This is a genomic window from Pseudomonas sp. V88_4 (assembly GCF_029967985.1).
Taxonomy (GTDB): domain Bacteria; phylum Pseudomonadota; class Gammaproteobacteria; order Pseudomonadales; family Pseudomonadaceae; genus Aquipseudomonas; species Aquipseudomonas glycinae.
Map to the genome: position 1 here is coordinate 236,509 of NZ_JASCAF010000048.1, position 26,709 is coordinate 263,217.

Annotated in this window: 30 protein-coding genes and 1 pseudogene; 4 read left to right on the forward strand and 27 right to left on the reverse strand. The window is 60.4% G+C overall.

What is annotated here, in order from left to right:
* Nucleotides 1–5 precede the first annotated feature (5 nt).
* The 6 genes and pseudogenes from QLG12_RS28355 to QLG12_RS28380 form a co-directional block, all read right to left on the reverse strand.
* The gene (locus QLG12_RS28355; protein WP_282475607.1) at nucleotides 6–995 is read right to left on the reverse strand and encodes a 2-dehydro-3-deoxygalactonokinase; all 990 of its coding nucleotides are present in this window, start codon (nucleotides 993–995) and stop codon (nucleotides 6–8) included.
* Between the two features lie 170 nt (nucleotides 996–1,165).
* The gene (locus QLG12_RS28360; protein ID WP_236194000.1) at nucleotides 1,166–1,660 is read right to left on the reverse strand and encodes a hypothetical protein; all 495 of its coding nucleotides are present in this window, start codon (nucleotides 1,658–1,660) and stop codon (nucleotides 1,166–1,168) included.
* The gene (locus QLG12_RS28365) at nucleotides 1,653–2,393 is read right to left on the reverse strand and encodes an alpha/beta fold hydrolase (RefSeq protein ID WP_282475608.1); all 741 of its coding nucleotides are present in this window, start codon (nucleotides 2,391–2,393) and stop codon (nucleotides 1,653–1,655) included. Before QLG12_RS28365 ends, QLG12_RS28360 begins: the two co-directional genes overlap by 8 nt.
* Before the next feature lie 6 nt (nucleotides 2,394–2,399).
* Nucleotides 2,400–2,893 (reverse strand): annotated as a pseudogene (locus QLG12_RS28370) (PAAR domain-containing protein).
* A complete protein-coding gene (locus tag QLG12_RS28375; protein WP_282475609.1) occupies nucleotides 2,890–3,147 on the reverse strand; it encodes a hypothetical protein in 258 nt (85 codons plus the stop codon). Before QLG12_RS28375 ends, QLG12_RS28370 begins: the two are co-directional and overlap by 4 nt.
* A gap of 328 nt (nucleotides 3,148–3,475) precedes the next feature.
* Nucleotides 3,476–3,955, reverse strand: a complete 480-nt coding sequence (locus tag QLG12_RS28380) for a GNAT family N-acetyltransferase (protein ID WP_041475599.1) — start codon at nucleotides 3,953–3,955, stop codon at nucleotides 3,476–3,478.
* Between the two features lie 111 nt (nucleotides 3,956–4,066).
* Here QLG12_RS28380 and QLG12_RS28385 point away from each other — a divergent pair, with 111 nt between their 5' ends.
* The 4 genes from QLG12_RS28385 (at nucleotide 4,067) to QLG12_RS28400 (ending at nucleotide 5,940) form a co-directional block, all read left to right on the forward strand.
* On the forward strand, nucleotides 4,067–4,735 hold the full coding sequence (locus QLG12_RS28385) for an HD domain-containing protein (RefSeq protein WP_282475610.1): 669 nt from the start codon (nucleotides 4,067–4,069) through the stop codon (nucleotides 4,733–4,735).
* An 82-nt stretch (nucleotides 4,736–4,817) separates the two neighbouring features.
* A complete protein-coding gene (locus QLG12_RS28390) occupies nucleotides 4,818–5,162 on the forward strand; it encodes a hypothetical protein (protein ID WP_011335415.1) in 345 nt (114 codons plus the stop codon).
* Between the two features lie 52 nt (nucleotides 5,163–5,214).
* Nucleotides 5,215–5,469, forward strand: coding sequence for a hypothetical protein (locus tag QLG12_RS28395; RefSeq protein ID WP_011335416.1), 255 nt, complete (start codon nucleotides 5,215–5,217; stop codon nucleotides 5,467–5,469).
* 90 nt (nucleotides 5,470–5,559) lie between these two features.
* The gene (locus QLG12_RS28400) at nucleotides 5,560–5,940 is read left to right on the forward strand and encodes a Rho termination factor N-terminal domain-containing protein (protein ID WP_282475611.1); all 381 of its coding nucleotides are present in this window, start codon (nucleotides 5,560–5,562) and stop codon (nucleotides 5,938–5,940) included.
* Nucleotides 5,941–6,070: 130 nt separating this feature from the next.
* Here the strand turns inward: QLG12_RS28400 and QLG12_RS28405 are convergent, their stop codons facing one another.
* The 21 genes from QLG12_RS28405 to fabF all read right to left on the reverse strand — a co-directional run bounded on the left by QLG12_RS28405 (nucleotide 6,071) and on the right by fabF (nucleotide 26,660).
* The gene (locus QLG12_RS28405) at nucleotides 6,071–7,000 is read right to left on the reverse strand and encodes a PfkB family carbohydrate kinase (RefSeq protein WP_282475612.1); all 930 of its coding nucleotides are present in this window, start codon (nucleotides 6,998–7,000) and stop codon (nucleotides 6,071–6,073) included.
* Complete coding sequence (locus QLG12_RS28410) at nucleotides 6,993–8,459, reverse strand: cytosine permease (protein WP_085647459.1); 1,467 nt, start codon at nucleotides 8,457–8,459, stop codon at nucleotides 6,993–6,995. The genes QLG12_RS28405 and QLG12_RS28410 overlap by 8 nt, the downstream gene beginning before the upstream one ends.
* Nucleotides 8,460–8,681: 222 nt before the next feature.
* Complete coding sequence (locus QLG12_RS28415) at nucleotides 8,682–9,680, reverse strand: ADP-ribosylglycohydrolase family protein (RefSeq protein ID WP_282475613.1); 999 nt, start codon at nucleotides 9,678–9,680, stop codon at nucleotides 8,682–8,684.
* A complete protein-coding gene (locus QLG12_RS28420) occupies nucleotides 9,677–10,390 on the reverse strand; it encodes a GntR family transcriptional regulator (RefSeq protein ID WP_197869172.1) in 714 nt (237 codons plus the stop codon). Before QLG12_RS28420 ends, QLG12_RS28415 begins: the two co-directional genes overlap by 4 nt.
* 269 nt (nucleotides 10,391–10,659) lie before the next feature.
* On the reverse strand, nucleotides 10,660–11,628 hold the full coding sequence (araH, locus tag QLG12_RS28425) for an L-arabinose ABC transporter permease AraH (protein WP_011335422.1): 969 nt from the start codon (nucleotides 11,626–11,628) through the stop codon (nucleotides 10,660–10,662).
* A gap of 12 nt (nucleotides 11,629–11,640) precedes the next feature.
* On the reverse strand, nucleotides 11,641–13,185 hold the full coding sequence (araG, locus tag QLG12_RS28430; protein WP_011335423.1) for an L-arabinose ABC transporter ATP-binding protein AraG: 1,545 nt from the start codon (nucleotides 13,183–13,185) through the stop codon (nucleotides 11,641–11,643).
* A gap of 56 nt (nucleotides 13,186–13,241) precedes the next feature.
* Nucleotides 13,242–14,246: a substrate-binding domain-containing protein gene (locus QLG12_RS28435; protein WP_197869173.1), complete on the reverse strand. Its 1,005-nt coding sequence runs from the start codon at nucleotides 14,244–14,246 to the stop codon at nucleotides 13,242–13,244.
* A 144-nt stretch (nucleotides 14,247–14,390) separates the two neighbouring features.
* On the reverse strand, nucleotides 14,391–15,209 hold the full coding sequence (locus tag QLG12_RS28440) for an SDR family oxidoreductase (RefSeq protein WP_011335425.1): 819 nt from the start codon (nucleotides 15,207–15,209) through the stop codon (nucleotides 14,391–14,393).
* Between the two features lie 270 nt (nucleotides 15,210–15,479).
* Nucleotides 15,480–16,355 (reverse strand): SMP-30/gluconolactonase/LRE family protein, encoded by an 876-nt coding sequence (locus tag QLG12_RS28445; protein ID WP_197869174.1) that lies wholly within the window; start codon nucleotides 16,353–16,355, stop codon nucleotides 15,480–15,482.
* A 25-nt stretch (nucleotides 16,356–16,380) separates the two neighbouring features.
* On the reverse strand, nucleotides 16,381–17,097 hold the full coding sequence (locus QLG12_RS28450) for a FadR/GntR family transcriptional regulator (RefSeq protein WP_064383471.1): 717 nt from the start codon (nucleotides 17,095–17,097) through the stop codon (nucleotides 16,381–16,383).
* Between the two features lie 101 nt (nucleotides 17,098–17,198).
* Entirely contained in the window at nucleotides 17,199–17,759 is a 561-nt protein-coding gene (locus QLG12_RS28455; RefSeq protein ID WP_085696984.1) for a DUF1285 domain-containing protein, read from the reverse strand.
* 15 nt (nucleotides 17,760–17,774) lie between these two features.
* Nucleotides 17,775–18,380 carry a DUF4823 domain-containing protein gene (locus QLG12_RS28460; protein WP_064598539.1) on the reverse strand — a complete coding sequence of 202 codons (606 nt, stop codon included), beginning with the start codon at nucleotides 18,378–18,380 and terminating at the stop codon, nucleotides 17,775–17,777.
* Between the two features lie 120 nt (nucleotides 18,381–18,500).
* Entirely contained in the window at nucleotides 18,501–19,469 is a 969-nt protein-coding gene (locus tag QLG12_RS28465; protein ID WP_064383475.1) for a radical SAM protein, read from the reverse strand.
* A 138-nt stretch (nucleotides 19,470–19,607) separates the two neighbouring features.
* Nucleotides 19,608–20,246 (reverse strand): TetR/AcrR family transcriptional regulator, encoded by a 639-nt coding sequence (locus QLG12_RS28470; RefSeq protein ID WP_007950805.1) that lies wholly within the window; start codon nucleotides 20,244–20,246, stop codon nucleotides 19,608–19,610.
* Nucleotides 20,247–20,587: 341 nt separating this feature from the next.
* Nucleotides 20,588–21,373, reverse strand: a complete 786-nt coding sequence (locus QLG12_RS28475) for a TatD family hydrolase (RefSeq protein WP_236193989.1) — start codon at nucleotides 21,371–21,373, stop codon at nucleotides 20,588–20,590.
* Nucleotides 21,374–21,388: 15 nt separating this feature from the next.
* Nucleotides 21,389–21,745, reverse strand: coding sequence for a PilZ domain-containing protein (locus QLG12_RS28480; RefSeq protein WP_007908272.1), 357 nt, complete (start codon nucleotides 21,743–21,745; stop codon nucleotides 21,389–21,391).
* Between the two features lie 42 nt (nucleotides 21,746–21,787).
* Nucleotides 21,788–22,771 carry a DNA polymerase III subunit delta' gene (locus QLG12_RS28485; RefSeq protein ID WP_197869177.1) on the reverse strand — a complete coding sequence of 328 codons (984 nt, stop codon included), beginning with the start codon at nucleotides 22,769–22,771 and terminating at the stop codon, nucleotides 21,788–21,790.
* Nucleotides 22,764–23,396 (reverse strand): dTMP kinase, encoded by a 633-nt coding sequence (tmk, locus tag QLG12_RS28490; protein WP_197869178.1) that lies wholly within the window; start codon nucleotides 23,394–23,396, stop codon nucleotides 22,764–22,766. The genes QLG12_RS28485 and tmk overlap by 8 nt, the downstream gene beginning before the upstream one ends.
* A 19-nt stretch (nucleotides 23,397–23,415) precedes the next feature.
* Nucleotides 23,416–24,597 (reverse strand): endolytic transglycosylase MltG, encoded by a 1,182-nt coding sequence (mltG, locus tag QLG12_RS28495; protein WP_197869179.1) that lies wholly within the window; start codon nucleotides 24,595–24,597, stop codon nucleotides 23,416–23,418.
* Nucleotides 24,598–24,600: 3 nt separating this feature from the next.
* Nucleotides 24,601–25,416 (reverse strand): aminodeoxychorismate lyase, encoded by an 816-nt coding sequence (gene pabC, locus QLG12_RS28500; protein WP_197869180.1) that lies wholly within the window; start codon nucleotides 25,414–25,416, stop codon nucleotides 24,601–24,603.
* Complete coding sequence (gene fabF / locus QLG12_RS28505; protein WP_007908259.1) at nucleotides 25,416–26,660, reverse strand: beta-ketoacyl-ACP synthase II; 1,245 nt, start codon at nucleotides 26,658–26,660, stop codon at nucleotides 25,416–25,418. Before fabF ends, pabC begins: the two co-directional genes overlap by 1 nt.
* Nucleotides 26,661–26,709: the final 49 nt, after the last annotated feature.

Sequence of the window (26,709 nt, forward strand, 5' to 3'; positions counted from 1 at the left end):
CAGGGTTAACGAGATGAGGAATCGATCAGTCCGGCGGCGAGCGCCAATTGCCACAGTCCTCGCTCGGTGGCTTGCTCGGCCAGCGTCACCCGGGCGAAACCGCAGGCATCGAGAGCACGGCTGTAGCGGGCGCACAACTGCGCGTTGCCAATGAGGACGATCGAAGGAAGATGTGCGCTGTTGCGTCGGCGTCGTTGCACGTTGGCCAACGCCGCCAGCTCGTGGCCGATCAGCAGACCGGACAGATAGTCAGGCTGTGCGGTGGCGCTGAGTTCGCCGGTCAGGCCCAGGCTGCGAGCGCTGAACAGGGTCGACAGCACGCCGATCTCGCCCTCTGCAGACAACGCCACCTGTACGCCGCGATCGAAGGCGGCGGCGTCGAACGTCGTGCTGTGCTGTTGGGTACGGCCGAGAATGCTGTGTTCGCTGAGCACGGCGAACACTTCGCCGGTCATGAAAGTGTCGAAACGGGTGATGCAGCCGTCGGCCACTTCCACCCATTTCGAATGACTGCCGGGCAGGCCGATCAGCAGATCATTGCCCGCCTCGACCGGCAGGTTCTGCAGGACGCCGAGGACTTGAGTTTCCTCGCCGCGCATCACGTTCGGCAGCGTCGAACGCTGAATCACGCCCGGCACGATGTGCACATCGACACCGCGAAGGCTGCGAACGGTTTGCAGGGATTTTCCGAGATCGGCCACGTTGGCCGGCGTATCGCGGTAGGACGCTTCGCGCCAGCCCTGGGCGCTGCCGACCATGCCGCAGGCAATCACCGGCAATTCGGGTTGTGCGTCGAGCCAGTCGCCGCACGCCTCGTCGAACGCCAGTTCAAAACCCTCGGCGCATTCGCGACCATTAATGACGCGCGGCGTCTTCGGCAACTGCATGATCCCGAACGACAGCGACCGCTGCGCCAGCACCTGTCCGCCCGTCGCGAGTTTGTAAGCACGTAGTGAGGTCGTCCCCCAATCGAGCGCGATCAATTGCGCCAGCATCGCTTCACCTGTTTTGTTATTGGCAGTGAGTGAGCTGGACTATAGACCTCTCAGGCGGAAAATCTCAATATGTAATTTTGCATCCCATATTTTGGGATTTTTTCTTCCTTAAAAGCCCGGACAGCGAACTGAGCAGCGAGCACCGCCTGTCCGGACGGATCGCATCCCGTTTAAAACTTATCGATCTCTCTTAACAGATCTGCCGTTGGAACTTTCATGTCCTCCGACAAATATATTTTATAGGAGTAGGAATTAATTCTGACCTTACAGACAATAGACTTTCGGCCCACTAATAAAGACCTCAAAACCTCACCTCCAATAATTTTTTCACTGGTATCATTTTTTCTTTCGAAAAATAAGACATCCGCCCTGAAAGTCAGCCCGGCACTTGAAATTTCAGGCTCGATAAAACCCTCTCCATATCTACCTGCGGAGTGAGGTGCCGAAAAATCAAAATCGTCCTCAAAAGAACACAGTAGCGTTTGACTTATTTTTGATTTGAAAAGATTGACAACATCAATATCAGACGAAAAACGAACCTGATAAATGCCCCTATCCAAATAACGTTCAACACCAACGTATTTTAAGTGAGCAATGGGCTTACCATGGTTCATCGCACAGGAAGTGCAAAGCAAGAGAGCTATACATAAAATTACATTACGCACATTTCCGTCCTTTAAAATGAGTAACAACAACCTGCATCAAAGCGTCTCTGGCCGAGATGCCACCTTGTAGGACTGATGTGTAGATAACCCAGGCATCGGCGTGATTCACATTCACTCGCCCGTTCATATTGGGCCCACTTTTCATATCCCATTGCTCTCCAAAATCGGCTACGAGATCGGAAAAATTCCAGTCTTTGACATCGGCTCTGACGTTAACCCAATATTCCGCCTTCGGCTTCGGCTCCTGACGGTAGATGTTAGACCCCCCCCACACGATTTTTTCTTCGCCAACCGGATCGAGTGTAACCAGACACGGAATTCGATACCCCTTATCAGTCAATACAGCTGACAGGTGCGCACCATTCCATCCGCCCAAGCTATGCCCAATGATATATACAGGCGTGGCCACATCAGTAATTTTCTCCAGCACATTCTTTTTCAGATCATCATCACTAATAAAATAGTTATAACCGATATGGTGGGCATCATAATTATCAGAACAAATACCCTGAGCCTCCATATCCCTGACGAACACCTTCATGACGTCAGCAACGTTATTATTGGGGCCAGTGCCGTAATAACTTTCTTTATCACCCGCACCACCCACAAAAAACAGAATAATCTTTTTGGGAGTGATCGTGGCCTGCTTGACTGTTCCGTCCGTTTTGCAGGTCAGGTCGTGGGTCACGACCAGTCTTTTACACCCTTTCAGAGCAGGATTTTCAGTAGTCATATCTTCCTACTCCACGAACAGCTTGATCGACTCAGGCAAATGCGAACTCACGGTATGGGTAAACCCCGCGTCATTGGTTACGCCGTGCTCCACGCTCCCATCAGCGCGTTGAATCGCGTAAGGGTGATTTGGCATGGGCTCACCAGTAATTTCGTTAATCACCTGCATCCGATCATTGAAATGCACCGGCATCGGCAACAAACCACTAAAAGCCGCCCCTCCCCCGCTCTGTCCAATAATCACCGTCCCCGACCCACCAACCACGACATTGCCGTGCCCGCCGGTGCTGTCGAGCATCGCGGCATTCAGGCCGTTGATGAAGACCGTGGCGGAAACACCGCCGGTTATCGGGCTGCCACACGCCGATTTATCGGTCATGCGCGCAGCGGGGAGTCCGTCGAAGAACACGTCCGGCGAGCCGGAGACGATCGGGTTGTTGCCGTGGCCTGGCAGTGGGCAGGCGGTTGGGTGGTGACGCGTGCAGCGGGTATACCACTCAATTCAAAGCTCCTTGCTTCAGAGGTTCCAGGTGTGGCTGATAGAGGTCGACATCGGTCGCGGCGAAACGCCAGTGGTTGTCGACAGAATCGAAAAGCGCGCGACAATGCTCGCGGCTGTTCGGGGGGGTGAGGGTTTGCAGTTGTTGCCAGGCTTCATCGGCAAACCAGTTCAGCTCGGCAGGTGTGGCGTCGTCGAGCTGATTGAGCCAGGTGTTGTAGCCGGTCAATCGATGCTGGTCGTAGGTGGTTTGCACTAGGCGTCATCAACTGCGCATCGAGCCGCGAGACATACGCACGGATGGCTTTGCCACCGAGGCGGTTGACGGTGCAGAGGATGTCCACCGGTTGGCGGTTCGGGTTGTCGCTTGAGCCGAGGTTTTTGACCAGACCGTACAGGCGGATCGACGCCCGTAGTCCGCTCATCGCCGGTCACTCGTTGACGCAGCGAAGGCTCCACGGGCGTGGAGAAAGATTGCCAGAGGCATTGCAGGTTTCGTCCGTGAGCGCGCAAAAATGGCGCACAGGATGCCGGACTAGAGCGGTTTGGACAATCGAATCAGCAATCAGATCGCCACTATTTACTCAGCCTTCAGCAAACTCGCGCAACACCTTGCCATCCATGCGGTAACGCACCCACTCTTCCTGCGGCTGGGCGCCGAGGGATTTATAGAATTCAATGGCCGGGGTGTTCCAGTCCAGCACGCTCCATTCGAAGCGGCCGCAGTCGTTGGCGCAGGCGATTTTTGCGAGGTGGCGCAGCAGGGTTTTTCCGGCGCCGCCGCCCCGTTGTTCCGGGGTGATGTAGAGGTCTTCGAGGTACAGGCAGTTGCTGCCCAGCCAGGTCGAATAGCTGAAGAAAAAGACCGCAAAACCGATCGGCAAGCCGTCGCGCAGGCATATCAGGCCGTGGGCGGTAGCGCCTTCGCTGAACAGGCTGCGTTCAATGTCCGCGACGCTGGCGATGACTTCGTGTCGGGCCTTTTCGAAGTCTGCCAATTCGGTGATGAACGCGAGGATTTGCGGAGCATCGCTGGGGGTCGCCGGGCGGATTTCGATCGTCATGGACGGGCCTTGTCGGAAAAAGGAAAACGCCATGTTAAGGCCGCGCGCGGCGCTCGTCACATGGCAATCCACGGATTAGGCTAGCGCGGCCGATGACCCACAAGGACTCCCATGAACAATCTCGCTTTTTCGCCTCTCACGGAACTCGCCGCCCAACTGCTGCCCCATGCGCTGGAACCGTCGGAGGACGGCGCTCACGATCTGTCGCACCTGCAACGGGTCTGGCACAGCGCGCGCACCTTGCAGGCCGAGGAAGGTGGCGACCTTGAGGTGCTGCTCGCGGCGGTGTTGCTGCACGATTGCGTGGCGGTGGAAAAGAACTCGCCGCTGCGTTCACAGGCATCGCGTCTGGCAGCGGAAAAAGCCTCAAAGGTGCTGGCAAACCTGAACTGGCCCGAGGCCAAAATAGACGCCGTCACCCACGCCATCGAAGCCCACAGTTTTTCCGCCAACATCACCCCGCTTACCCTCGAAGCCCGACTGGTGCAGGACGCCGACCGTCTCGATTCCCTCGGCATGCTCGGCGTCGCCCGCACCTTCTACACCGCCGGACGGATGGGCAGCGCGCTGTATGACCCGCACGATCCCGAGGCCTGGGAAAGAGACTACGACGACAAGCGTTTCTGCCTCGATCATTTCCAGACCAAACTGCTGCACCTCGCCGACGGTTTCCAGACCGCTGCCGGTCAACGTCTGGCACAGCTCCGTCATCAGCGCCTGAAAGGCTTCATGGAGCAGTTCAAGGACGAGATAGGTCTCGAAAGCGTTCAGTCGTTCTGAACCGTTCGTCGCTCATCAGGCACCAATCTTTCACGAGGGCAGACAAAAAGGAGGTAAGGATTTCAATCACTGGAGACCCCCTATGATCCCGTCAAGGTTGACTGCGCTCGTATTTGCAACCCTCCTCAGTCCGGCGGTATTCGCCGCCTCGACCACCGCCGCCGGCACCGGGCCGACCGATCCGGTCACCCAGCCCAGAGCACCCGCCATCAACAGTGCCCCCGGTATGAATACCGACGGTTCGGGTGTACCGCTGATCAATCAGCCACCCGCCACAGGAACCGATCCTCGCACCCAAGGCAGCGATCCCGGCCGCCAGGGCGGCATGAACACCCCCGACGCACCGGCCGCCCCCGACAACGCCGGTCCCGGCGTCGGCTCGAAAACCACCACGGGTGGTTCGGGCTCTGAAGGCGCAGGACAGTGATCCGTGCTTCATCCACGCAACGTGTCTTATCCACTTCCCTGAAGAGGTAACCATGAACGTCGATAAAAACCTGGAAAAAGAAGTCCTCACCCGCCTGCTGCATGCCCACCCAAGCGGCCTCGGCAAAGAGGTGCTGGACAATTATCGCGGCGAGAAAGTCGTGGCCAGTGCCCTCGCCGCCCTGCAGGAGCGTGGACTGATTCACCACGGACACATCACTTGCAATGAAGCGGGAGAGCATTCGCTGAATCTGCCGATCAAGCTCAGCGCTGCAGGTGTGGAAGCGGCGCGTAAGCTCGATACCTGAGGCTTGCGGTCACTGGCGCAGGCAGTGGTTGAACGCGCTGCCTGCGCCAGACCTCCTGCAGAGATTCATCCAACCACCAGGAGACTCGCCATGCCTCGTGGAAGCAAAGCCAAATACACTGAAGAACAGAAGCGCAAAGCCGAACACATCGAAGACAGCTATCAGAAAAAAGGGATGTCCAAGGACGAAGCCGAGGCCCGCGCCTGGGCGACGGTGAACAAACAGTCCGGCGGCGGCGAGAAGGCCGGAGGTTCCGGGCGCCGGAAACCGGCCAGCGCCAAAGCTTCAGATCGCAAGGAGTCGGCGCGGCGCGCGACAGTAAGCCGCGAGGGACATTCGCGCGATAGCAAGGCTTCACGCAAAGTGCAGACGGTCGATAGCCTGCGCAAGGAGGCCCGGGAGCGGAAAATCCCCGGGCGTTCGTCGATGCGTAAAGATGAGTTGATTGCGGCGTTGCGCAGAGCCGGCTAGGTCCAGACTGGATGTAACGGCTGAAGGCCTTATCGCTGGCAAGCCAGCTCCCACAGAAATCAAAGGGCTCGCAAAAACTGCGCCCCCTACTGAAACCTGTGGGAGCTGGCTTGCCAGCGATTGCGATCGTTCAGTCAGTGCATTTTTTGCTGATCAGCACATCAACCTCGGCAGTGCCAGGCGCGGTCGCCGGGCCCCAGCGAGTGACCGCTATCGCAGCCGCGGCGTTGGCGCGTCCTGCGGCTTCGTGAGCGGCCAATCCTTGCGCCAGTCCAGCAACGAATACGCCTGCATGCGCATCGCCCGCGCCGTTGCTGTCCACTGCCTGCACCTTGAAACCCGGCGCGTGCTGACGCTCGCCGCACTGATGAATCCAGCAACCCTGCGGGCCGTCGCGCACGACCATCAGCACCTCCTGTGGCAGGTGCACGGCCAACCGGTCCAGTGCTGTTTCGATGTCCGCCGCGCCCGTGAAACGCAGCGCCTCGACGCTGTTGCTGGTCCACACATCGATGCGCGGCAGCAATGCCTGCATCATCGGTGAGTCCGGCGACTCCACCAGCGGGCCCGGATCGAACACCACGTTGATCGTCCTCGGCAGCGCCAGCGTCCAGTCCAGCAATGCCTGGGCCTTGCCGCTGTGCAGCAGGCTGTAGCCGCTGACGTAGACGTAGTCCCCCGCCTCGGCGGCAACGCTGTTCAGCTCCGCCTCCGTCACTTCACCTTCAGCGCCGATGTAGGAAATGAAACTGCGCTCGGCGGACGCATCGGTCAACGCCACGCAGATCCCGGTGTCGCGTTCTGCAGGTTGTTGGATGCCGATGCGGATGCCTTCGGCATTCATCGCCTGCCGCGCCAGATCGCCGAACCGACCGTTGCCGTGGCGGCCGAGATAGACCACCGGCAAGCCATTGCGCGCGGCGGCAGCCATCACATTGAAGCCGCCGCCGGCTTCGAAACTGGCGGACTGCGCCAGCACGTCACCGCCAATTTGCGGCAGCGCATCCACGGCCATGACCAGGTCAATGATGACCTGGCCGGTGTGCAACATCTTAGGCATGAGCATTCTCGGATTGCGCAGCGCGGCGATCTCTCGCCCCGCCGAGTACGAAGTAAATGCCGCCAGCGACCACAAACGTCACGATCCAGCCGAGGCCGTTGTGGCCCAGCCAGGAGTCGGACAGAAAGCCCTTGAACCAGACGTTTTCAGCCGTGGTGCCGATGGTGGTGAAACTGAAGCCCAGCACGATCGCGATCGCCCACGCGCCGAATGCGCGCCACTCGATGCCGCCGCTGTACCAGTAGGCGCTGCTCGGACTGACGTCGAGCAGATCTTTGGGGCTGTAGTAGTGACGGTGAATCAGGTCGACCACGAAGATCCCGACCCACGCGGTGATCGGCACCGCCAGCAGGGAAATGAAGGTAATGAACGGGCCGTAGAAGCTGTCGGCGATCAGCATGAAGTAGATCGAACCGGCGAAGATCGCGACGATGTCGACCACCACCGCGTACACGCGTTTGACCTTCAGGCCGAGGGTCAGCGTCGTCAGACCGGCGGAGTACACCGACAGGTTGTTCGACAGCAGCAGGCCGCCGAATGCGGTGATCAGGTACGGCACGGCCATCCAGGTCGGCAGCATGTCGCGGATCGCAACGATCGGGTCAGTCGCCGACGCCAGGTCATTGTTGCCCACCGACAACAAGCCGCCGAGGGTGATCAGCAGCACCAGCGGAATCCCCGCACCGAACGCCGCTGAAGCGACCAGGCGCACGGCTTTGACGCTGCGATGCTGATAGCGCGACATGTCGGCGCCGGCATTCGCCCAGCCAATCCCGGTGCCGGCGGCCATGGTGCCGATACCGATGATCATCGCGCTCATCGGCGCCGGCGTGGCGTTGAACACCGCGCTCCAGTCGATGGTCGCGCAGAGGAAGCCGCCGACCAGAATGTTCAGCGCACCGAACACGTAGGTCGCCCACTTCTGGATCACCAGCAAGGTGGCGTGGCCGAGGCCGGACACCGACAGGGTCAGCAGCACGAAAATCGCGATGAAAATCAGGGTCAGCACCGGCGCGCTTTTGGCTTCCACCGGCGAGCCGAACAGGATCGAGCACAGCGACAGCAGCACGAACGCGGCGGTGGTGGTGTTGACGGTTTCCCAACCCAGGCGCGACATCAGCGACACCAGCGTCGGGCCGATATTGCCGCGTACACCGAAGATTGCCCGCGACAAAGTCAGACTCGGCGCACGACCGCGACGGCCGGCAATCGAGATGATCCCCACCACCGCGAACGAACCGGCAGCGCCGAGGATCGCGACGATGATTGCCTGCCAGATCGCCAGGCCGCGAAACGCAACCAGCGTGGCGCCCAGCGGCAGGCCGAGGATGGAAATGTTGGCGGCGAACCAGACCCAGAACAGTTGCAGCGGATGGCCGTTGCACTCGCCTTCCGGCACCGGTTCGATGCCCCGGGTTTCCAGTTGCCCGGCGCTTTGTCCGGCGGTCGATGAACTCATGAAAAATGCTCCTGTTTGCCTTTATTGTGGTTGTGGCAATGACGCAGAACGACAAGACATCCCGCCCCTTCCTGGGCCTGTCTGCGCGATCCATTGCGGGTGAATATTCAAGACTTGTGGTGCGCCCATCGCTGGCAAGCCAGCTCCCACAGGAACCGTGCAAACCTCAAGGTTCGCTTTGAACCTGTGGGAGCTGGCTTGCCAGCGATGGCGTCAGTCCAATCAGCGCAAGGCCAACAGCCCTGTCACCAACGGTTCCAGCTCCAGGCCATTGACGGCCTTCACCGTCTCGATCATCGGCGCCGGCCAGCTCTGCAAGCCCAGGCAGGCCCCGAGCATGGCGCCGAGAATCGCGGCGATGGTATCGGTGTCGCCACCCAGGCTCGCGGCCATGCACAGCGCATCGAACGGCGTCATTTCACCGACCGCGACCTGCTGCGCGAGGGCGAACGACACTACGACCGATTCCTGCGACGCAACCGAGGTGCCGATCACGTCGTACAGCAGATCCGCGAGCAACACCGGGTCGCTTTCGACACTGATGCTGCGCGCCCAACTGATTCGTGAAGCGATGCGCCCACCGGCCACCCAGTGCCCGTGCGCTTCCGCTTGTTGGGCGACCTGCTGACCGAGGTTCAGCGCCTCGCCCAGATCCAGACCATTGATCCCGGCCGAAACCACCGCCGCCACCGCCGCCGCGCTGGAAATCCCCAACGTGGTGTTGTGGGTGACCTGACAGGCCTGCACCACCGCCGCAATGAAGCGCTCGGGGTCGGCGACATCCGCTGCGATTCCCACCGGAGTGATGCGCATCGCGGCGCCGTTGGTGGTGCCATAGCGCCCGGCCTCTTCCGGTGAATGGCCGGCGAGGATCATTTCAATTGCACGTTTGGTCGAGGGGCCGAGCAAGTCCTGCGAGCCCTTGGCCTGCATCTCGGCTTCCCATTCGATCAGCCGTTGCGCGAGCACCGCCGGTTCGATCCGGCCGCGCCCTTCGAGCAGCAATTCGCCGACCAGAATCGCCTGTTCGGTGTCATCGGTGATCGAGCCCCTGGGCATGTTCGCGGCAATCGGCTGCAAGGGGCCGGCGTCTTGCAGATCGGTGATCTGGCCGAAGCGCTGCTTGATGGTTTCGCGGTTCAGGGATTGGGTCGGCATGCCCAGCGCGTCGCCCAGGGCCAGGCCGTAAAACGCGCCCAGGGCACGGTCGAGGGCGGTCATTTCGATTCTCCAAATTGCAGGTGCAGGCGGAAATGCACCGGGTCGAGCAGGCTTTCGACCTGTTCCATGAAACGGTTTTGCCGGTCATACGTGGTGCGCAGCGCCTTGAGGAATACCGTGCCTTCGGGACGGCCGAGCAGTTTGGCATCAACGGCGTTGAGCGGTTCGGCACCGATCCACTGATCGCCGCGCTCGCCGATGTAGCCGTAAGCGGCCAGGGTGATGGTCAGAGAGTTATCGATCAGACCGACGCGCGGCAGGCTTTCCAGGCCTCCGCTGGCGGGCATCAGAGAGCGTTCAAGGGACACAGCCGTGCCATCGCTGGAACGGCGGCGACGTTCGAGAAGAATGAATTGATCAGAGCCGAAACGCGGCAGCAGATCCTCGCGGGTCACGGCTTCCAGGCGCAACACGTCGGTATTGATCAACGCCCCACTGTCGGCCAGGGCCTGGGCCCAGCCGCTGCGCTGATCGAGCGCCACGCCGTCGAACGTGACGATGGAACCGACCCCGCTCTGCGTGGCGATGTAATTGCGCCGCTTCAGTTCGGCCAGCGCTTCGCGCAACGTGCCTCGGCTGACGTTGAATTCCTGAGCCAACTGATGCTCGCCGGGCAACAGAAAACCGTCCTCCATGAGGCCGCTTTCGATGCGTCGGACGAGCTCGTCGACCACCCGTTGTTTCTTGTCAAATCGTACCTGTCTAATCATGTACAAAGTGATAACCGAAACGGGTTGAGACGGGCAAGGGAAATTTTGGGTTGGTGACAGAAGGCGAGGAAAATCAAAAGCACCCTCACCCTAACCCTCTCCCGGAGGGAGAGGGGACTGACCGAGCTGTATTACGCGCTACATCAACCTGAAAAACCCAGTCGATTATGGATTCAGCAAAACACTTTCAGGTCGATGTATCTCTGAAGCATCCCCCAATCAGTCCCCTCTCCCTCCGGGAGAGGGTTAGGGTGAGGGAGCTCTTGATCTTAGCGTTGCTTGAGACGGTCGATAACCACAGCCAGCAGCAGAATCGACCCACGAATCACATACTGATAAAACGTGTCGATATTCTTCAAGTTCATCGCATTCTCGATAATCGCCAGAATCAGCACCCCGGCAATCACATGCCGGATCATCCCGATCCCGCCACTCAGCGACACCCCGCCCAGCACGCAGGCCGAAATCACCGTCAGCTCAAACCCCTGCCCGATCATCGGCTGCCCCGACGTCATCCGCGATGCCAGAATCACCCCCGCAAGCGCCCCAATCACCCCATGCACCGCGAAAATGATGATCTTCGTGCGATCGACATTCACCCCCGCCAGCAACGCCGCTTCCTGGTTGCCGCCGATGGCCATGGTGTTGCGCCCGTAGGTCGTGTAGTTCAGCAGCCAGCCGAAAAACAGGAAGCAGACGATGGTGATCAGGATCGGCACCGGCACGCCGAACAACTGGCCGTTACCGAACACGAAAAACGATTCCTGCGAGACGCCCACCGCTTTGCCGTTGGCAAAAATGTAGGCCAGGCCACGGACGATCTGCATGGTCGCCAGCGTCGTGATCAGCGCATTGACCCGCAACTTGGCGATCACGATGCCGTTGATCAGGCCGACGATCAGGCCCATCACCAGCGCCGCGCTGACGCCGAGAAATACGCTGTTGGTGTCGCGCATCACCACTGCCGCCACCACCCCGGCGCAGGCGATTACCGAGCCTACCGACAAGTCGAAATGCCCCGACGCCAGGCAATACAACATGGTGCACGCGGCAATCCCGGTGGTGGAAATCGCCAAGCCCAGGCCACGCATGTTCAGCGGCGAGAGGAAGTTGTCGATCAGCAAGGTGCAGGCGACAAAAATGCCCACCGCCGCCAGCAGCATCACCCAGTCATCGAGGAAGCGCCGCATATCCAGAGGTTTGCGCTCGGTCGGCAGGGTTTCGTTTTGGGTTGTCATCATAGTCACCTCTCAGTTCGCCACGCCGTCAGCGCGGTGGCGCGGCAAAGCCAGTTGCAGCAGGTTGGATTCGTTGGCCTGGTCGCGGCTGACTTCGCCACGCAGGGCGCCCTCGCACAGCACCAGAATGCGGTCGGAAATACCCATCACTTCCATCAGATCGCTGGACACCACGATCACCGAAATACCGTCGGCGGCCAGGTTATGGATGATCTGGTAGATCTCGGCCTTGGCACCGATGTCGATGCCCCGGGTCGGTTCGTCGAGCAGCAGGACTTTCATCGGCATCGACAGCCAGCGGCCGAGAATCGCCTTCTGCTGATTGCCGCCGGACAGGAATTTGATCTGTTGCCCGGCGTGGGGCGTTTTCACTTTCAGGGCCTTGATCTGTTTCTCGGCGTTGCCCTTTTCCCAGATCCCGCGCAGCAGGCAACCGAGCCCGGAATGCGCACCGCGCGCACTGATGTTGATATTCTCGGCGACACTGGCAAGCGGAATGATGCCTTCCTTCTTGCGATCCTCCGGGCACAGCAGAATCCCGGCGGCAATCGCATCGCGGGGCGAACGCAGCTTCAGTTCATGACCGCGCAATTCCAGACGTCCGGCGGTGTTGCGCTCCAGACCGCTGAGCAGCCGGAACAGCTCGGTGCGCCCGGCCCCGACCAATCCGAACAGGCCCAGAATCTCGCCTTTGTGCGCATCGAAACTGATCGGCTCGCGCAAGCCCGGGCCGAGCAATCCATCGACTCTCAGCGCCACGGCACCGCGCGGGCGACCGCGATAATCGTAGATGTCCTGAATGTCGCGCCCGACCATGCAGGTCACCAGTTGGTCATGGGTCAACTGGCTCATGTCGTCGAAGGTGCGTACATAACGACCGTCCTTGAACACCGTGACCGCATCGCAGATACGGAACACTTCCTCCATGCGATGGGAGACGTAGAGCACCACTTTGCCCTCGTCGCGCAGCCGGCCGATGATCGCCATCAGCCGGTCGATTTCCCGCGCCGAGAGGCTGCTGGTCGGTTCGTCAAAGGCAATCACATGCGCGCCACGGGACAACGCCTTGGCGATTTCCACCAGTTGCCGCTGGCCGAGAGAGAGGCGTCCGACTTTGGTCTGCGGGTCGATTTCATCGGCCAGGCCTTTAAGGCAAGCCAAGGCTTGTTGGCGCAGCGCGCCGCGATTGATCAGGCCGAAACTGGCCGGCAGATGACCGAGAAACAAGTTCTCGGCCACGGTCATTTCCGGCACCAGATGCAACTCCTGGTGAATCACCGCCACGCCGCTGCCGATGCTGTCGGCAGTGGACTTGAAGGCCATCGTCTGCTCGCCGATCTGCAGCTCGCCGCTGCTCGGGATGTAGGCACCACCGAGGATTTTCAGCAGGGTCGATTTGCCGGCGCCGTTCTCGCCCATCAAGGCGTGGACCTGTCCGGGGTGAGCGACGAAACTGATGCCGTCCAGCGCCTTTACCCCGGGAAAGGTCTTGCCGATCCCGTTGAAACGCAGGCTGCCGCTGGCGCTGTGTTCTTGTGTTTGTACTTGCGCGTGCATTTAAGCCACCTCATCACACCGTTCAAGCGACCCGGCTGGCCGGGCCGCCGCTGCCGTCAGTTCCACAGGCCGATCTTCTCCAGCTCCTGCTTGAAGTTGTCGCGGGTGATCAGGGTGACGTCGTCCATTGCGGTGTACTTCGGCGGTTCTTTGCCGGTGGTGACCCACTCGTACATCATCTCGGCGGTCTTGTAGCCTTCGATGTGCGGGCTCGGCAGCATCGAACCGTAGAAGCCGCTGTTGGGCTTTTTCAGCTCGCCGATGGCGTCGGTGCCGTTGATGCCGATGCCGATCACGTTGGCCGCGGCAAAACCGGCGGCTTCAGTGGCGCGCACGCCGCCCAGCACAGTGTTGTCGTTCATGCCGCCGATGATCAGGTTCTTCGCCGCACTCGGCAGCTTGACCAGCGCCGAGTTGGTGGCGTCCATGCTGCCTGGTACGTCGAGGGTTTTCAGGGCGGCAGTCAGAATGTGATCTTTCGGCATGCCGGCGTCTTCGAGGGCCTTCATCGAGCCGTCGGTGCGCTTCTTGCCGGTGTCGAGTTCGTTGTAGGTGTTGACCACCGCGTAGGTGTCTTTCCAGTCCCAGTTACGCTTTTTCGCTTCGGCGGCCATGGCGGCGCCCTGCTTCTGGCCGACCTCGAACGCGGCCATGCCGAGGTACGGTACGTCTTCCATGAACTTGCCATTGGCGTCGACGAAGCGGTCGTCGACGGCGATCACTTTCAGGTCATTGAGTTTGGCCTTGGCCATGATCGCAGGGCCGAGGGAGACGTCCGGCGGGCAGATGACGAAGCCCTTGGCACCATTGGCCGCAAGGCTGTCGATGGCCGAGAGGGTTTTCTCGCCGTCCGGCACGGCGATCTTGATCAGCTCAAAGCCTTTGTCCTTGGCAGCTTTCTCGGCGAAGGCCCATTCAGTCTGGAACCACGGCTCTTCGGCCTGCTTGACCAGAAACCCGATCTTCACCGGATCGGCGGCCAGCAGGGCACTGCTCAGGCTGAACGCAGTGACCGCCAGCGCGGTACTGCACAGGGTACGAATCCCGAAACGACGTTTCATAAGCAGACTCCTTGTTATTTTTCTTGAGCGTTATTTGAAAAGCGTTACAGCGGTCGAAGCATTTACCGCGAATCATGACGACAATAGTCATATCGTATGATGATTGAATTTCAGGCGGACCTTTCCACCTGAAACCCACTTTTGTCAGTCGTGGTACATCACCGAGCGACCACCATCGATGGTGATGCACGAGGCATTGATGAACGGCGCCTCATCGCTGGCCAGAAACACGGCGGTCATCGCCACTTCAATCGGCTGGCCGATGCGTTTGGGTGGATGCAGATCGAAAGCGCGCTGACGTTCGGCGTGCGGGTCGGCGAAACCATTCCAGTAATCGACGTTGAGCTGGGTTTCGATGTAGCCCGGCGCAATCGCGTTGACCCGAATACCCTTCGGCGCGTACTCGATGCCCAGCGCGCGGGTCAGCCCGAGCAGGCCGTGCTTGGCCACCGGGTACGGGAAGCAGCCGGGAATGATGTTCGTGGAATGGGTCGAGGCAATGTTGATGATGCTGCCGATGCCCTGCTCGATCATCTGCGGCAATACGGCTTTGCAGCCATACCAGGCGCCGTCGAGGTCGATGGCGAAGCAGCGTTTCCAGTCTTCTTCGGTCATTTCCAGCGGATCACGGAACACGTTGACCCCGGCGCAATTCACCAGCACGTCGATGCGCCCGTGCAGTTCGATGGCCAGTTTGGCCATGGCGTGCAGATCCTGCTGACGCGAGACGTCGGCCTTGATCGCCTGCACATCGGCGCCCTGCTCGCGCCAGTGGGCGGCGACTTTCTCGACCTTTTCGGCCTGGATATCGCTGATCACCAGTTTGGCCTGCTGCGAGGCGAAGGTCGCGACGATTGCTTCGCCGATGCCTTGGGCGGCGCCGGTCAGCAGCACGACCTTGTTTTTCAGGCGCTCGCCTTTTGGTGGCTCAGGCACCGGTGGCAGGGACAGAGGTTCAGCCATGAATCAGGACTCCTGTTCGAAAGCATAAAAAAACCGGGCATCTGACGATGTCCGGTCTGGAAGGCTTATGGAACAAAACAGGCGCGCGCACGCCGCGGTACCGAAACGGCCCGAAGCGCTGACTCCGCTGTGGAGTGCAATGGAAATTCGCTGCATCACTTCACCTGTTTTGTTCTTTTTAAGTGTGAGTGCGTGTTACTGCTGGAGCCGACTATAAACCCGACCGCCAAATAATCTCAATATATAATTTTGCATCCCATATTTTGGGATTTAGCCGGCGAAACGCGTACAGAGCTTTCCGGCGACATCAACCCGCAGCGACAGCACGGCGCCGTCCAGCGGGTGGTTCAGCGGACTTTTAGCGCTGGTGATGTACAGGGTTTTCAGGTCTTCTCCGCCGAATACGCAACTGGTCGGACGGCTGATCGGCAGGTCAATCTTGCGGTCGATCCGGCCATCCGGCGTCAGGCGCAGCAGACAGCTGCCGTCCCAACGGGCGTTCCACACGTAGCCTTCGGCGTCCATCGCCGAACCGTCCGGGCCACCGTGCTGATCGGCGCTGTACCAAGGCTGGCCAGTGTCGAGGTTGCCGTCGGTGTGAATGAAATAGCGATACAAGGTGCTGTCGAGGCTGTCGCCGAACAGCAGCGTGGTGCCGTCGTCGCTCCAGAGCAGCGTGTTGGGAATGCCCAGCCCCCGTAACAAGGGTGTGACCCTTTTATCCGGATCAATCCGGAACAGCCCGCCGGAACGACGGGTGATCGGCAGGTCCTCGCCCTGCTCGCCAATGTTGTTTTGCATGGTGCCGAGCCACAAGCGGCCTTGACCATCGCAGCGCGCTTCGTTGGCACGATTGCCCGGTTGCGGATCGGCGACGCAGAACAGCGTCAGTCGCGGTTCAAGTCCGGGAGAATCCAGATCAAGTCGGTAGACGCCGCTGCTCAGGGTCACCAGCGCATCGCCGCTGGCGCAGGGAATGAACGCCGAGACGTGTTCCGGCATCTGCCAGATCTGCACGTTCTGCCCGATCAGCCGCAGCGCTTGCCTGCCGGCAATATCGACCCAGTACAGCGCCTGAGTCGGTGCGTCCCAGAACGGGCCTTCGCCCAATTGCGCCCGATGCTCTGTCACCGCAGTCCACGTCATGCAACCTCCTGTCTTGTTGTTTTTGTCAGCTGGCTTTCTTGTCGGCCATCACCTGCGGGTAAAACCGCTTGATGGCCAGGTCGGCATTGTCGATCAGGGTCATGCAGGCCCATACCCCGCGCGCGGCATCCCGGGCGGCGATGGCGTCGGCCATGTCTTTGTGGATGGGCAAGGTGCGGCGTAATTCGTCGGGGTCGGCAGCGGAAACTTCGAAGGATACGGCGAGCAGCGCGCCGAGGGCCGGCACCATTTGCTCGATGAATTGATTGTGGCTGGCGGCGAGAATGCATTCGTGGAAGAACTGGTCGGCGCGGTTGTAATCGATGCCGCTGTCGACCGCCCGTTCCAGCGCATTGTAGGCCTGCCGCACGGCTTGCACCTGTTCCACCGTCGCCCGCTCGCACGCCCAGCGCACCGCCATCGGTTCGATGGTGCGGCGCAGGTCGAGCAGATCGTCGACGAAATTTTCCGGCAGGCCGCTGCGCGACAGCCAGCCTACGACTTGCGGGTCGAACAGGTTCCAGCGCTTGATCGGCAACACTCGCGTACCGACTTTCGGCCCGACTTCGAGCATGCCTTTGGCGACCAGGGTCTTGATGGCTTCGCGAATCACGGTGCGGCTCACTCCGAGCTGCTCGCCCAGATCGGCCTCGACCTTGATCGCCTGCCCCGGTTTCACCTGGCCGGCAGCAATCCAGGCGCCCAGCCAGTCAACCGTTGATGCGTGAAAACTGCTCGACATGGACACCCCGAAGCCGTTCGCTGTGGGTGCCTACGCTAATCATCATACGATTGAGAGTCAACGACAAAAAACCGCAGCCTGCTTTCACAGACTGCGGTTTTTTATGGCTCAAGGCCGATACGGAAGAACTCGCCGCCGCTCCAGACGCCCAGCCAGCGCTGGCCATCGATCTCACGACTGACCGCCAGCTCGACCAATTGGTAGAACACGTTGCGGTGGATCAGCGCTTCGAGATTGGTGCGGACATGCACGTAAGGCGCAGGTTCTTGCGTCGCAGGATCGATCTCGACCCGGATCGGATGCTCCGCACCGGCCTCGGTGGTTTCATCGACATTGGTGGTAAAGCGCAGCCGCTGCGCCTCCCCCTCGCCTTCCACCTCGACGGCAATCGCCACGAATGGCGCGTCATCGACCTTGATCCCGACTTTTTCGACCGGGGTGATCAGGAAATAATCATCGCCATCGCGACGGATGATGGTGGAGAACAGCTTGACCATCGGCTTGCGCCCGATCGGCGTACCCAGGTAATACCAGGTGCCATCACGGGCGATGCGCATGTCGATGTCACCGCAAAAGTCCGGGTTCCACAAGTGCACCGGCGGCAAGCCTTTGGTTTTGGGGATTTGTCCCAACAGATCATTGGCTTTTTGCGGGCCACTCATGGCGTACTCCTTGAATTACTGGTCCCCGACGCCCAGCAAACTGCGCGCGTACTGCGCCAGCGGTGGGCCGATCAGGTCTTCGGGCTTGTTGTCGTGGAACGTCAGTAAACCGCCACGACTCTTGATCCGTGCAGTATCAATCAAATACTGGGTGCTGGTCTCGATCAACATGATCTGAATCACGCCGCCGTCGATACCGAGACGATCCACGGCTTCCTCATCCAGCCACTCATCGGAGTTGCCGATGCGATCGTCGGCCTTGGCGAAACGGGTGTACAGCAGGTAGTGGGCACCGGCGTCGCGGGCTTCGCCCATCGCCTGGTCGAGGCCTTCCGGCGCTCGGGCGCGGCGGACCATCGGGAAATATTCGACGAAGCCTTTGAAGGCCTCTTCGGCGACGACGTTTGGACGCGGGTAAGAACCACCCGGGGGGGCGAACGAGCCTTGCGCGATGTAGATGAACGAATCCGGCTGAATGCGGAAATTGTTTACGCGACGGCTATCGCTGTGGTCCAGCAGACCCGCGTCGCTCATCTGGTAGCGAGTCCCTTCGGCCATGTCACTGACAGTCATACAGCCGCCCAGCGCCAAAACGGCCAGCAGCAAAACCAGGCTACGCATCCTAATCCTCCAGAAGCCGGTGACGGAAAACCGGCGAATGGCCGTAGGATGCAGCTTTTGCGCCAGTCCGTGGAAATGTGCAGGTATCCGGTTTGAAATAAAGCTTTTGTGGTTTGGGGCCTAGCCGCCGATGATCTTCATGACGGTGGCGCCGCCGGAGAACGCGACTTCCTGCTTGTCGCCCAGCGCCTTGACCAGCAATCGTTGCAACGCCGGCAGCGCTTCGTGACGTGGTTTGTCGAGCAGGTCACCGACGTAGTGGCGGTTGCTCGACGACAGGCAGCCATGCAGCCATCCGGTGGACGACAGGCGCAGGCGCGAGCAGGTTCGGCAGAACGGCACGCTTTCGTTGGCGATCACGCCGAAATTGCCCAGACCGGGAATCGCATAGCGAACCGCCGTGGCGTCCACTGGCGCGTCGGTTTGCGCGTACTCGTAATGTTCACCGATCAGGCTCAACAGCTGTTGCAGACTGACGAACTGTTGCAGGAAGGCGTTGGAATCGGTGGCCAGGTGGCCCATGCGCATCAGCTCGATGAAGCGCAGCTCAAAACCGCGCTCGAGGCAGTAATCGAGCAGTGGCATCACCTGGTCGAGATTCTGCCCGCGCAACGGCACCATGTTGACCTTGATCTTCATCCCCGCCGCGGCCGCTTGATCCATGCCATCCAGCACAGTGGCCAGATCACCGCCACGGGCAATGCTGCGGAACGCGCCGGCGTCCAGGGTATCGAGGGAAACGTTGAGGCGTCGCAGGCCGGCATCGACCAGCAGCGGGAGTTTTTTTGCCAGGAGCTGGCCGTTGGTGGTCAGGCTGATGTCTTCCAGCCCCATCCTGCCGACGGCGCTCATGAACGATTCGAGTTTGGGGCTGACCAGCGGCTCGCCGCCGGTAATGCGCAGGCGCTCGATGCCGGCGGCTTCAATCAGATAAGCCACGCCACGTGCCATGGCCTCGGCCGACAGTTCATCCTGCGCAGCCACCAGCCGCTTGCCGTTGGGCACGCAGTAGGTACAGGCGTAATTGCAGGCTGAAGTCAGACTGATCCGCAAATTGCGAAAACGCCTGCCTTGACGGTCAACGATCATGAAGCACTCCGGCGATGGAAAATCGAGCGGCTAAAACTTGACTCACAATTCAAGTTTTAGCAAGCCCTATGCCTGAGTATATTCCTGCGGTACTGCGCCATGTAGCGAAAAACACGGCGCATAAGGCAACTGAATGATTCAGCTGCTCGGCGTTTCAGGGTCGCGCTTGCGCTTGTTGCCCATGCGCACGCCGATGTCCATCAGGAACTGGAAGAAACCTTCCTGGTCTTCCAGCACATTGCTCCAGAACGGCGAGTGATACAGCGCCACCGCGCCGTGCACCAGCGCCCAGGATGCGCAGTAGTGGAAATATGGCGGCACGTCTTCGAGCTTGCCTTCGCTGATGCGGCCCTTGATGAGCAGGGTCAGGCGTTCAAAGTTCGAGGCACGGATCTTGTGCAGCTCCTCGACCATCTCGGGAACCTGATTGCCCTTGACCACCTTCTCTTCGAGGCGATCGAACAGACGATAGCGCTGCGGGTCGCGCATGCGGAATTCAAAGTAGGCACGGGACAGCGCTTCCTTGTCCTTGTCGACATCGGCCGAGTGCAACAGCTCGTTCAAGTCGCGCTCGTAATCGAGCATCAGGCGCAGGTAGATCTCGGCCTTGGACTTGAAGTGCTTGTAGATCGTGCCTTTGCCGATACCCACGGCATCAGCAATCATCTCGACGGTGACACTGTCTTCACCTTGTTCGAGGAACAGCTTGAGCGCGGTATCGAGAATTTCTTGCTCGCGGCGACGAAACTCACGGACCTTACGAGGTTCTTTGTGCATAAGAAAAGGTCTGTAGGGGTCAAAATTCGAAGCCGCGTATTATGCCTAACTTGCGCAAAAATGCACGGATCATCCGACCATATCTGTGTTTCTTGTTCATTTCACGAACGTTTCGGGGGGAATGAGAACATAACCGAAGCGAACGTATTCCAAATTTGTTTAAAAACCCCGGCCGGCCAACTGGACTCGGCGCCAGACTGATCAATACTTGAACTGTCGGGCGACATCTCCCCCAAGTGTCGCGCCGGTAAAGGTACCAAGGGACCGCGTGCCTTTGTTTTACTCCTAATGGTCTTAACCCGGATTCACCCCCCAGAACCCGGGTTTTTTTTGCCTGCGATTCAGGCTTTTACATTCGCCAGCGGAAACAGTCGCTTGAAGTTCTCGGTGGTCTGCTCGGCAAAGCGCTCGTAATTCTCACCACGCAGCATCGCCAGAAACTCTGCCACTTCCCGCACGTATTGCGGCAGGTTCGGCTTGCCGCGATAAGGGATCGGCGCCAGGTACGGCGAATCGGTTTCCACCAGCAGCCGATCGGCCGGAACCTTGCTCGCCACATCGCGCAACGCATCGGCGTTGCGGAAGGTGACGATGCCCGACAGGGAAATGTAATAACCCATGTCCAGCGCCGCCTTGGCCATGTCCCAGTCTTCGGTGAAGCAATGCAGCACACCCGCCTGAGGCAACGCAGCTTCGCGCAACAACTCGAGCGTGTCGGCGCGGGCGCCACGGGTGTGGATGATCACCGGTTTGCCGGTCTGCTGTGCGGCTTGCAGGTGCAGACGGAACGATTCCTGCTGCAGCTCTGCCGCTTCCGGCTCGTAGTGGTAGTCCAGACCGGTTTCGCCGATCGCCACCACTTTCGGGTGATTGAGCTCGTGCAGCAGCCAGTCCAGCGCCGGCGCCGCGCCCGGCTGCACATCCAGCGGATGCACGCCGACCGAACAATCGACGTCGTCGTAACGCTCGGCCAGGGCTTTGACATCGGCCGCGTTGTCGGCGCTGACGCCGATGCACAGAAAGTGCCCGACTCCGCGCTGGCGGGCCGCATCCAGGGCGGCATCCAGGGAACCGTCGTGAGCGGCAAGGTCGAGGCGATCAAGGTGACAATGGGAATCTACGAGCATAAAAAAGACTGCAACTTACATCGTATGAGTGGGACGGTCGGATTTCAGCGCTCCGGCCAGATGAGTTTCGATGCGACTGCGCGCGGTGTTGTCGCCATCATTGAATTGCACGCCGACTCCGGCTGCGCGATTGCCCTGGGCGCCTTTGGGGGTGATCCAGGCCACTTTGCCGGCCACCGGAATCTTCTCTGCCTCGTCCATCAGGTTCAGCAGCATGAACACCTCGTCGCCCAACCTGTAGCTCTTGTTGGTCGGGATGAACAGGCCGCCGTTCTTGATGAACGGCATGTAGGCGGCGTAAAGGACCGACTTGTCCTTGATGGTCAGGGACAAAATGCCGTTGCGCGGCCCCGGACTGACAGGTTCATTCATGTTGACCTCCACTGCTGATCTTCAGAGTCTAGGTACACATTCTTATCTTTGACCAGGCAAGCTCGCCCATTGCACCAGCAATGCTTCCAGCAGTAACGCCGGATTGAGGTTGGCCTTGCTCAGGACTTTCTGGCGCTGGGCGAGAATCCAGTCCTGAATATCCAGCACTTTAGCCTGGGCACTTTTCTGCGCCAGATACTGCACGACCTTGCGCATGTCGGTCAGGCCGAGGCCTGCTTCATCCTGAGTCAATTGGTAGCGCAGGATCAGGCTCGACCAGTCGCAGAACCAGTCGAACAGACGCAGCATCGGAATGCTTTTCCACTCCTCGGCCAGTTGCGTCGGCGATTGCTGCTGTTTGAGCAGCTTCTTCACGCCTTCCACCACATGCGCGCGCTGTTCACGTACGCCCTGCCCCTGCAACGTGACAGCGGCCAACGGCGAGCCGGCGGCCAGGGTCAACAGTTCGACACGTTCGTCTTCGGAACATTCCGGCAGTGCCTGAGCCAGCCATTGCAGGCTCATGGATTCGCTCGGCAGCGGACAGGCCTGCTGCACGCAGCGGCTCTTGATGGTCGGCAACAACCGGCTCGGCTGGTGGCTGACCAGCAACAGCACGGTATCGCCGGACGGCTCTTCCAGGCTCTTGAGCAAGGCGTTGGCGGCGTTGATGTTCATCGACTCCACCGGCTCGATCAGCACCACCTTGCGCCCGCCCAGTTGCGCGGTCTGCACCACGAAACTGACCAGATCGCGCACCTGGTCGACCTTGATCGCCTTGTCCGCTTCTTCCGGTTCGAGGATGTAATTGTCCGGGTGGCTGCCGGCCTTGAGCAGCAAGCAGGACTTGCACTCTCCGCAGGCTTCAGGCGTCGGACGCTGGCACAGCAGACTGGCCATCAGTCGTTCGGCCAGCGCGCGCTTGCCGATCCCGGCCGGCCCGTGCAGCAGATACGCGTGAGCGTGCTGAGCGCGACCGGCCAACTGCTGCCAGAGGCTGTCCTGCCACGGATAGGCCTCAGCCACGGCTCAGCTCCAGCAAGTTCGGAATCAGGGTATCCAGCGATTGTTGAACCTTGACCAACGGCTGACCGGCGTCGATCCGCACGTAACGCGCCGGATCAGCTTCGGCGCGCTTGAGGAATGCACTGCGCACGGCCTCGAAAAACTCACGGCCTTCCAGCTCGAAACGATCCAGACGACCCCGAGCGCTGGCGCGAGCGAGGCCGATTTCCACCGGCAGATCGAAAATCAGCGTCAAGTCGGGACGCAGGTCGCCCTGCACGAAAGTCTCCAGCGCCGCGATGCGCTCCAGCGACAAACCGCGTCCGCCACCCTGATAGGCATAAGTCGAATCTGTGAAACGGTCACACAGCACCACCGCACCACGGGCCAGTGCCGGGCGAATGACTTCAGCCAGATGCTGGGCACGCGCGGCGAACACTAGCAGCAGCTCGGTGTCCGGGTTCATCACTTCGTCGACCGGGGCCAGCAACACCTCACGAATGCGCTCGGCCAGCGGCGTACCGCCGGGCTCGCGGGTCAGCACCACTTCGATACCGGCGGCGCGCAGGCGCTCGGCGAGGTATTCGCGGTTGGTGCTTTTGCCGGCGCCTTCCGGGCCTTCCAGGGTAATAAACAAGCCAGTCACAGGCAGTCCTTAATCAAAGTCATTGCGTGTTTTGGGGAGCGGAGGCTTCCGGTTCCGGCGTCAGCGCAGGCGCTTGAGCAGGCGGCTGCGGCGACGATTCAGGTGCGGTATCGGGTGAGGCGGCAGGAATCGCCTCTTCGGCTGCCGGAGCAGCCTCGGGCGCGTTCGCCGGCGCCGGGCTCGAGCGGTAATCCGCGCGTCGCTTGAGCTGGTACTCGCGCACCGCGTTGTTGTGCGCGTCCAGATCATCGGAGAACACGTGGCTGCCATCGCCCCGGGCAACGAAGTAGAGGCTGGTACCATCCACCGGATTGAGTGCGGCGTGAATGGCTTCACGTCCGACCATGGCGATCGGCGTCGGCGGCAGCCCCGGAATCATGTACGTGTTGTAAGGCGTGGCTTCCTTGAGATGGGCGCGGGTCAGTTTGCCGGTGTAGCGGTCGCCCAGGCCGTAGATCACCGTCGGATCGGTCTGCAACTGCATGCCCAGCGCCATGCGACGTACGAAGACGCCGGCAATCTGCCCACGCTCCTGAGGCACGCCCGTTTCCTTTTCTACCAACGACGCCATGATCAGGGCCTGATAGGGCTCGGTGTAAGGCACGTCGGCGGAGCGTTTTTCCCACTCCTTGGCCAGCACTTCGTCGAGACGGTCGAAGGCCTTTTTCAGCAGTTCGGTATCGGTCACACCGCGCACGAAGCGGTAGGTGTCGGGGAAGAAGCGGCCTTCAGGAAACAGGCCCTTGTGACCGATTCTGGCCATGACCTCGCTATCACTCAGACCATTGAGGGTCTGCTCGATCTTTTCATCCTTGGCCAGCGCGGCGCGCACTTGATGGAAATTCCAGCCTTCGACCAGGGTCAGGCTGTACTGAACCACATCGCCACGCTTCCACAGGTCGATCAGACCGTTGACGGTCATGCCCGGCTGCATGCGGTATTCACCACTGTGAATCGGCGTACCGGCCAGATTGAAACGCCAATAGACCCGCAGCCAGAACGCGTCCTTGATGACGCCATCGGCTTCGAGTCCAAGAAATGTACGGGTCGGGGTGGATCCCTTGGGCACATCCAGCAGTTCTTCCTGCGTGATGTTCAGGGGCTGTTCCAGTGCCGAATGAATCTTCCAGGCGCTGGCGCCCAACAGCAGCCCTGCCAGAACCAGTCCGGTTTCCAGCAGCAGCAAAAGTTTACGTCTCACGAATCAGGCATCCAGTAGCGCGCGGGCAATGGTTTGCAGTTTACGGGTGAGCGGGCCAACCGGCCAGCTCAGAGCAGCACAGGCGCGTACCGGCCAGACGCCATACACGCTGTTGCAGACAAAGACTTCATCCGCCCATTGCAGCTGTTCGAGGGGGATGTCGGTGATTTGCACGGGGATGCCCAAAGACTCGGCCTGAAACAATATTTCTGCGCGCATCACACCGGCCACGCCGCAGCGTTTCAGGTCCGCCGTGATCAACACACCGTCACGCACCAGGAAGAGGTTGCTGAACACGCCTTCGATCACCCGACCGGCTTGGTCGAGCATCAATCCTTCGGCATGCTCACTGTCCTGCCATTCGGCGCGGGCAATGACCTGCTCCAGTCGATTGAGGTGTTTGAGCCCGGCAAGCAACGGCTGAATCGACAAACGGGTGCTGCACGGGAAAAGGCGAACGCCCTGCTCGGCGTGGGCAGCCGGGTAAGCGGCGGGAGGATTGCCTTGCAGAATGCGCCGACCCTGCGCTGAAGGATCCGGCGCATAACCGCGCAATCCGTCGCCACGGGTGAGGATGAGTTTGAGCACGCCCTCACCCATCGCGGCGGCATAGGATTGCAGCTCATGGCGAACCTGCTCGATGTCGGCTGCGATGGCCAGACGCGCACAGCCGTCGGCCAGACGCGCCAGGTGCCGATCCAGCAGCAACGGCTGGCCACCTCGCACGGCGATGGTCTCGAACAGACCGTCGCCGTAAGCCAGGCCGCGATCTTTCAGCGACAGAGCGTCAGCCGGCAGACCGTCGACCCAGCAGTCCATCAGCCGGCGAACCGACGGAACGCCAACGTGCCGTTGGTGCCGCCAAAGCCGAAGGAGTTGGACAGCACGACATCGATGTCCATGTTGCGCGCGGTGTGCGGCACGAAATCGAGGTCGCAACCTTCGTCCGGCTCATCGAGGTTGATGGTTGGCGGCGCCACCTGGCTGTTGATCGCCAGCACGCTGAAGATCGCCTCGACCGCGCCCGCCGCACCCAGCAGGTGACCGGTCATGGACTTGGTGGAGCTGACTGCCAGTTTGTAGGCGTGATCACCGAACACCGACTTGATCGCGTTGGCTTCGGCGAGGTCGCCGGCCGGGGTCGAAGTGCCGTGAGCGTTGATGTATTGCACTTGATCGACGTTGATCTTCGCATCGCGCAGCGCGTTGGTGATGCAGCGTGCAGCACCGGCGCCGTCAGCGGGTGGCGAAGTCATGTGGAAGGCATCGCCACTGGTACCGAAGCCGATCAGCTCGGCGTAGATGGTCGCGCCACGAGCCTTGGCGTGCTCGAGTTCTTCAAGCACCAGTGCGCCGGCGCCGTCGGACAACACGAAGCCGTCGCGGCCCTTGTCCCACGGACGGCTGGCGCGGGTCGGCTCGTCGTTGCGAGTCGACAGCGCACGGGAAGCACCGAAGCCGCCCATGCCCAGACCGCACGCCGCCATCTCGGCACCGCCGGCAATCATCACGTCGGCTTCGTCGTACATGATGTTGCGCGCCGCCATGCCGATGCAGTGCGTACCGGTGGTACACGCTGTGGCGATGGCGTAGTTAGGTCCCTGTGCACCCAGGTGGATGGACAGGAAACCGGAAATCATATTGATGATCGAGCCAGGCACAAAGAACGGAGAAATCCGACGCGGGCCGGTTTCGTGCAGAGTGCGACTGGTTTCTTCGATGTTGGTCAGACCGCCGATACCCGAACCCATGGCCACGCCAATGCGTTCACGGTTGGCATCGGTGACTTCCAGACCGGCATTGCGTACGGCCTGAAAGCCGGCCGCCAGACCGTACTGAATGAACAGGTCGAGCTTGCGCGCTTCCTTGACCGACAGGTATTCCTCGACATTGAAGCCCTTTACCGAGCCGCCAAAGCGGGTGGAATAGGCAGAAAGGTCGGTGTGTTCGATCAGACCAATGCCACTGCGGCCAGCCAGAATGCCCTGCCAACTGCTCGGCACATCCGTGCCCAGTGGCGACAACATACCCATACCGGTGACTACGACGCGTCTACGCGACACAGCACTCTCCTTTTTCAAATGACGACTTTGCATCAGGCCTAAAGAAAAA

What these genes read in the sequence shown, in the direction of transcription:
- QLG12_RS28355 (WP_282475607.1), bottom strand. Translation starts at nt 995, where the DNA reads ATGCTGGCGCAATTGATCGCGCTCGATTGGGGGACGACCTCACTACGT.
- QLG12_RS28365 (WP_282475608.1), bottom strand. Translation starts at nt 2,393, where the DNA reads ATGACTACTGAAAATCCTGCTCTGAAAGGGTGTAAAAGACTGGTCGTG.
- QLG12_RS28380 (WP_041475599.1), bottom strand. Translation starts at nt 3,955, where the DNA reads ATGACGATCGAAATCCGCCCGGCGACCCCCAGCGATGCTCCGCAAATC.
- QLG12_RS28385 (WP_282475610.1), top strand. Translation starts at nt 4,067, where the DNA reads ATGAACAATCTCGCTTTTTCGCCTCTCACGGAACTCGCCGCCCAACTG.
- QLG12_RS28390 (WP_011335415.1), top strand. Translation starts at nt 4,818, where the DNA reads ATGATCCCGTCAAGGTTGACTGCGCTCGTATTTGCAACCCTCCTCAGT.
- QLG12_RS28395 (WP_011335416.1), top strand. Translation starts at nt 5,215, where the DNA reads ATGAACGTCGATAAAAACCTGGAAAAAGAAGTCCTCACCCGCCTGCTG.
- QLG12_RS28400 (WP_282475611.1), top strand. Translation starts at nt 5,560, where the DNA reads ATGCCTCGTGGAAGCAAAGCCAAATACACTGAAGAACAGAAGCGCAAA.
- QLG12_RS28405 (WP_282475612.1), bottom strand. Translation starts at nt 7,000, where the DNA reads ATGCCTAAGATGTTGCACACCGGCCAGGTCATCATTGACCTGGTCATG.
- QLG12_RS28410 (WP_085647459.1), bottom strand. Translation starts at nt 8,459, where the DNA reads ATGAGTTCATCGACCGCCGGACAAAGCGCCGGGCAACTGGAAACCCGG.
- QLG12_RS28415 (WP_282475613.1), bottom strand. Translation starts at nt 9,680, where the DNA reads ATGACCGCCCTCGACCGTGCCCTGGGCGCGTTTTACGGCCTGGCCCTG.
- QLG12_RS28420 (WP_197869172.1), bottom strand. Translation starts at nt 10,390, where the DNA reads ATGATTAGACAGGTACGATTTGACAAGAAACAACGGGTGGTCGACGAG.
- araH (WP_011335422.1), bottom strand. Translation starts at nt 11,628, where the DNA reads ATGACAACCCAAAACGAAACCCTGCCGACCGAGCGCAAACCTCTGGAT.
- araG (WP_011335423.1), bottom strand. Translation starts at nt 13,185, where the DNA reads ATGCACGCGCAAGTACAAACACAAGAACACAGCGCCAGCGGCAGCCTG.
- QLG12_RS28435 (WP_197869173.1), bottom strand. Translation starts at nt 14,246, where the DNA reads ATGAAACGTCGTTTCGGGATTCGTACCCTGTGCAGTACCGCGCTGGCG.
- QLG12_RS28440 (WP_011335425.1), bottom strand. Translation starts at nt 15,209, where the DNA reads ATGGCTGAACCTCTGTCCCTGCCACCGGTGCCTGAGCCACCAAAAGGC.
- QLG12_RS28445 (WP_197869174.1), bottom strand. Translation starts at nt 16,355, where the DNA reads ATGACGTGGACTGCGGTGACAGAGCATCGGGCGCAATTGGGCGAAGGC.
- QLG12_RS28450 (WP_064383471.1), bottom strand. Translation starts at nt 17,097, where the DNA reads ATGTCGAGCAGTTTTCACGCATCAACGGTTGACTGGCTGGGCGCCTGG.
- QLG12_RS28455 (WP_085696984.1), bottom strand. Translation starts at nt 17,759, where the DNA reads ATGAGTGGCCCGCAAAAAGCCAATGATCTGTTGGGACAAATCCCCAAA.
- QLG12_RS28460 (WP_064598539.1), bottom strand. Translation starts at nt 18,380, where the DNA reads ATGCGTAGCCTGGTTTTGCTGCTGGCCGTTTTGGCGCTGGGCGGCTGT.
- QLG12_RS28465 (WP_064383475.1), bottom strand. Translation starts at nt 19,469, where the DNA reads ATGATCGTTGACCGTCAAGGCAGGCGTTTTCGCAATTTGCGGATCAGT.
- QLG12_RS28470 (WP_007950805.1), bottom strand. Translation starts at nt 20,246, where the DNA reads ATGCACAAAGAACCTCGTAAGGTCCGTGAGTTTCGTCGCCGCGAGCAA.
- QLG12_RS28475 (WP_236193989.1), bottom strand. Translation starts at nt 21,373, where the DNA reads ATGCTCGTAGATTCCCATTGTCACCTTGATCGCCTCGACCTTGCCGCT.
- QLG12_RS28480 (WP_007908272.1), bottom strand. Translation starts at nt 21,745, where the DNA reads ATGAATGAACCTGTCAGTCCGGGGCCGCGCAACGGCATTTTGTCCCTG.
- pabC (WP_197869180.1), bottom strand. Translation starts at nt 25,416, where the DNA reads ATGGACTGCTGGGTCGACGGTCTGCCGGCTGACGCTCTGTCGCTGAAA.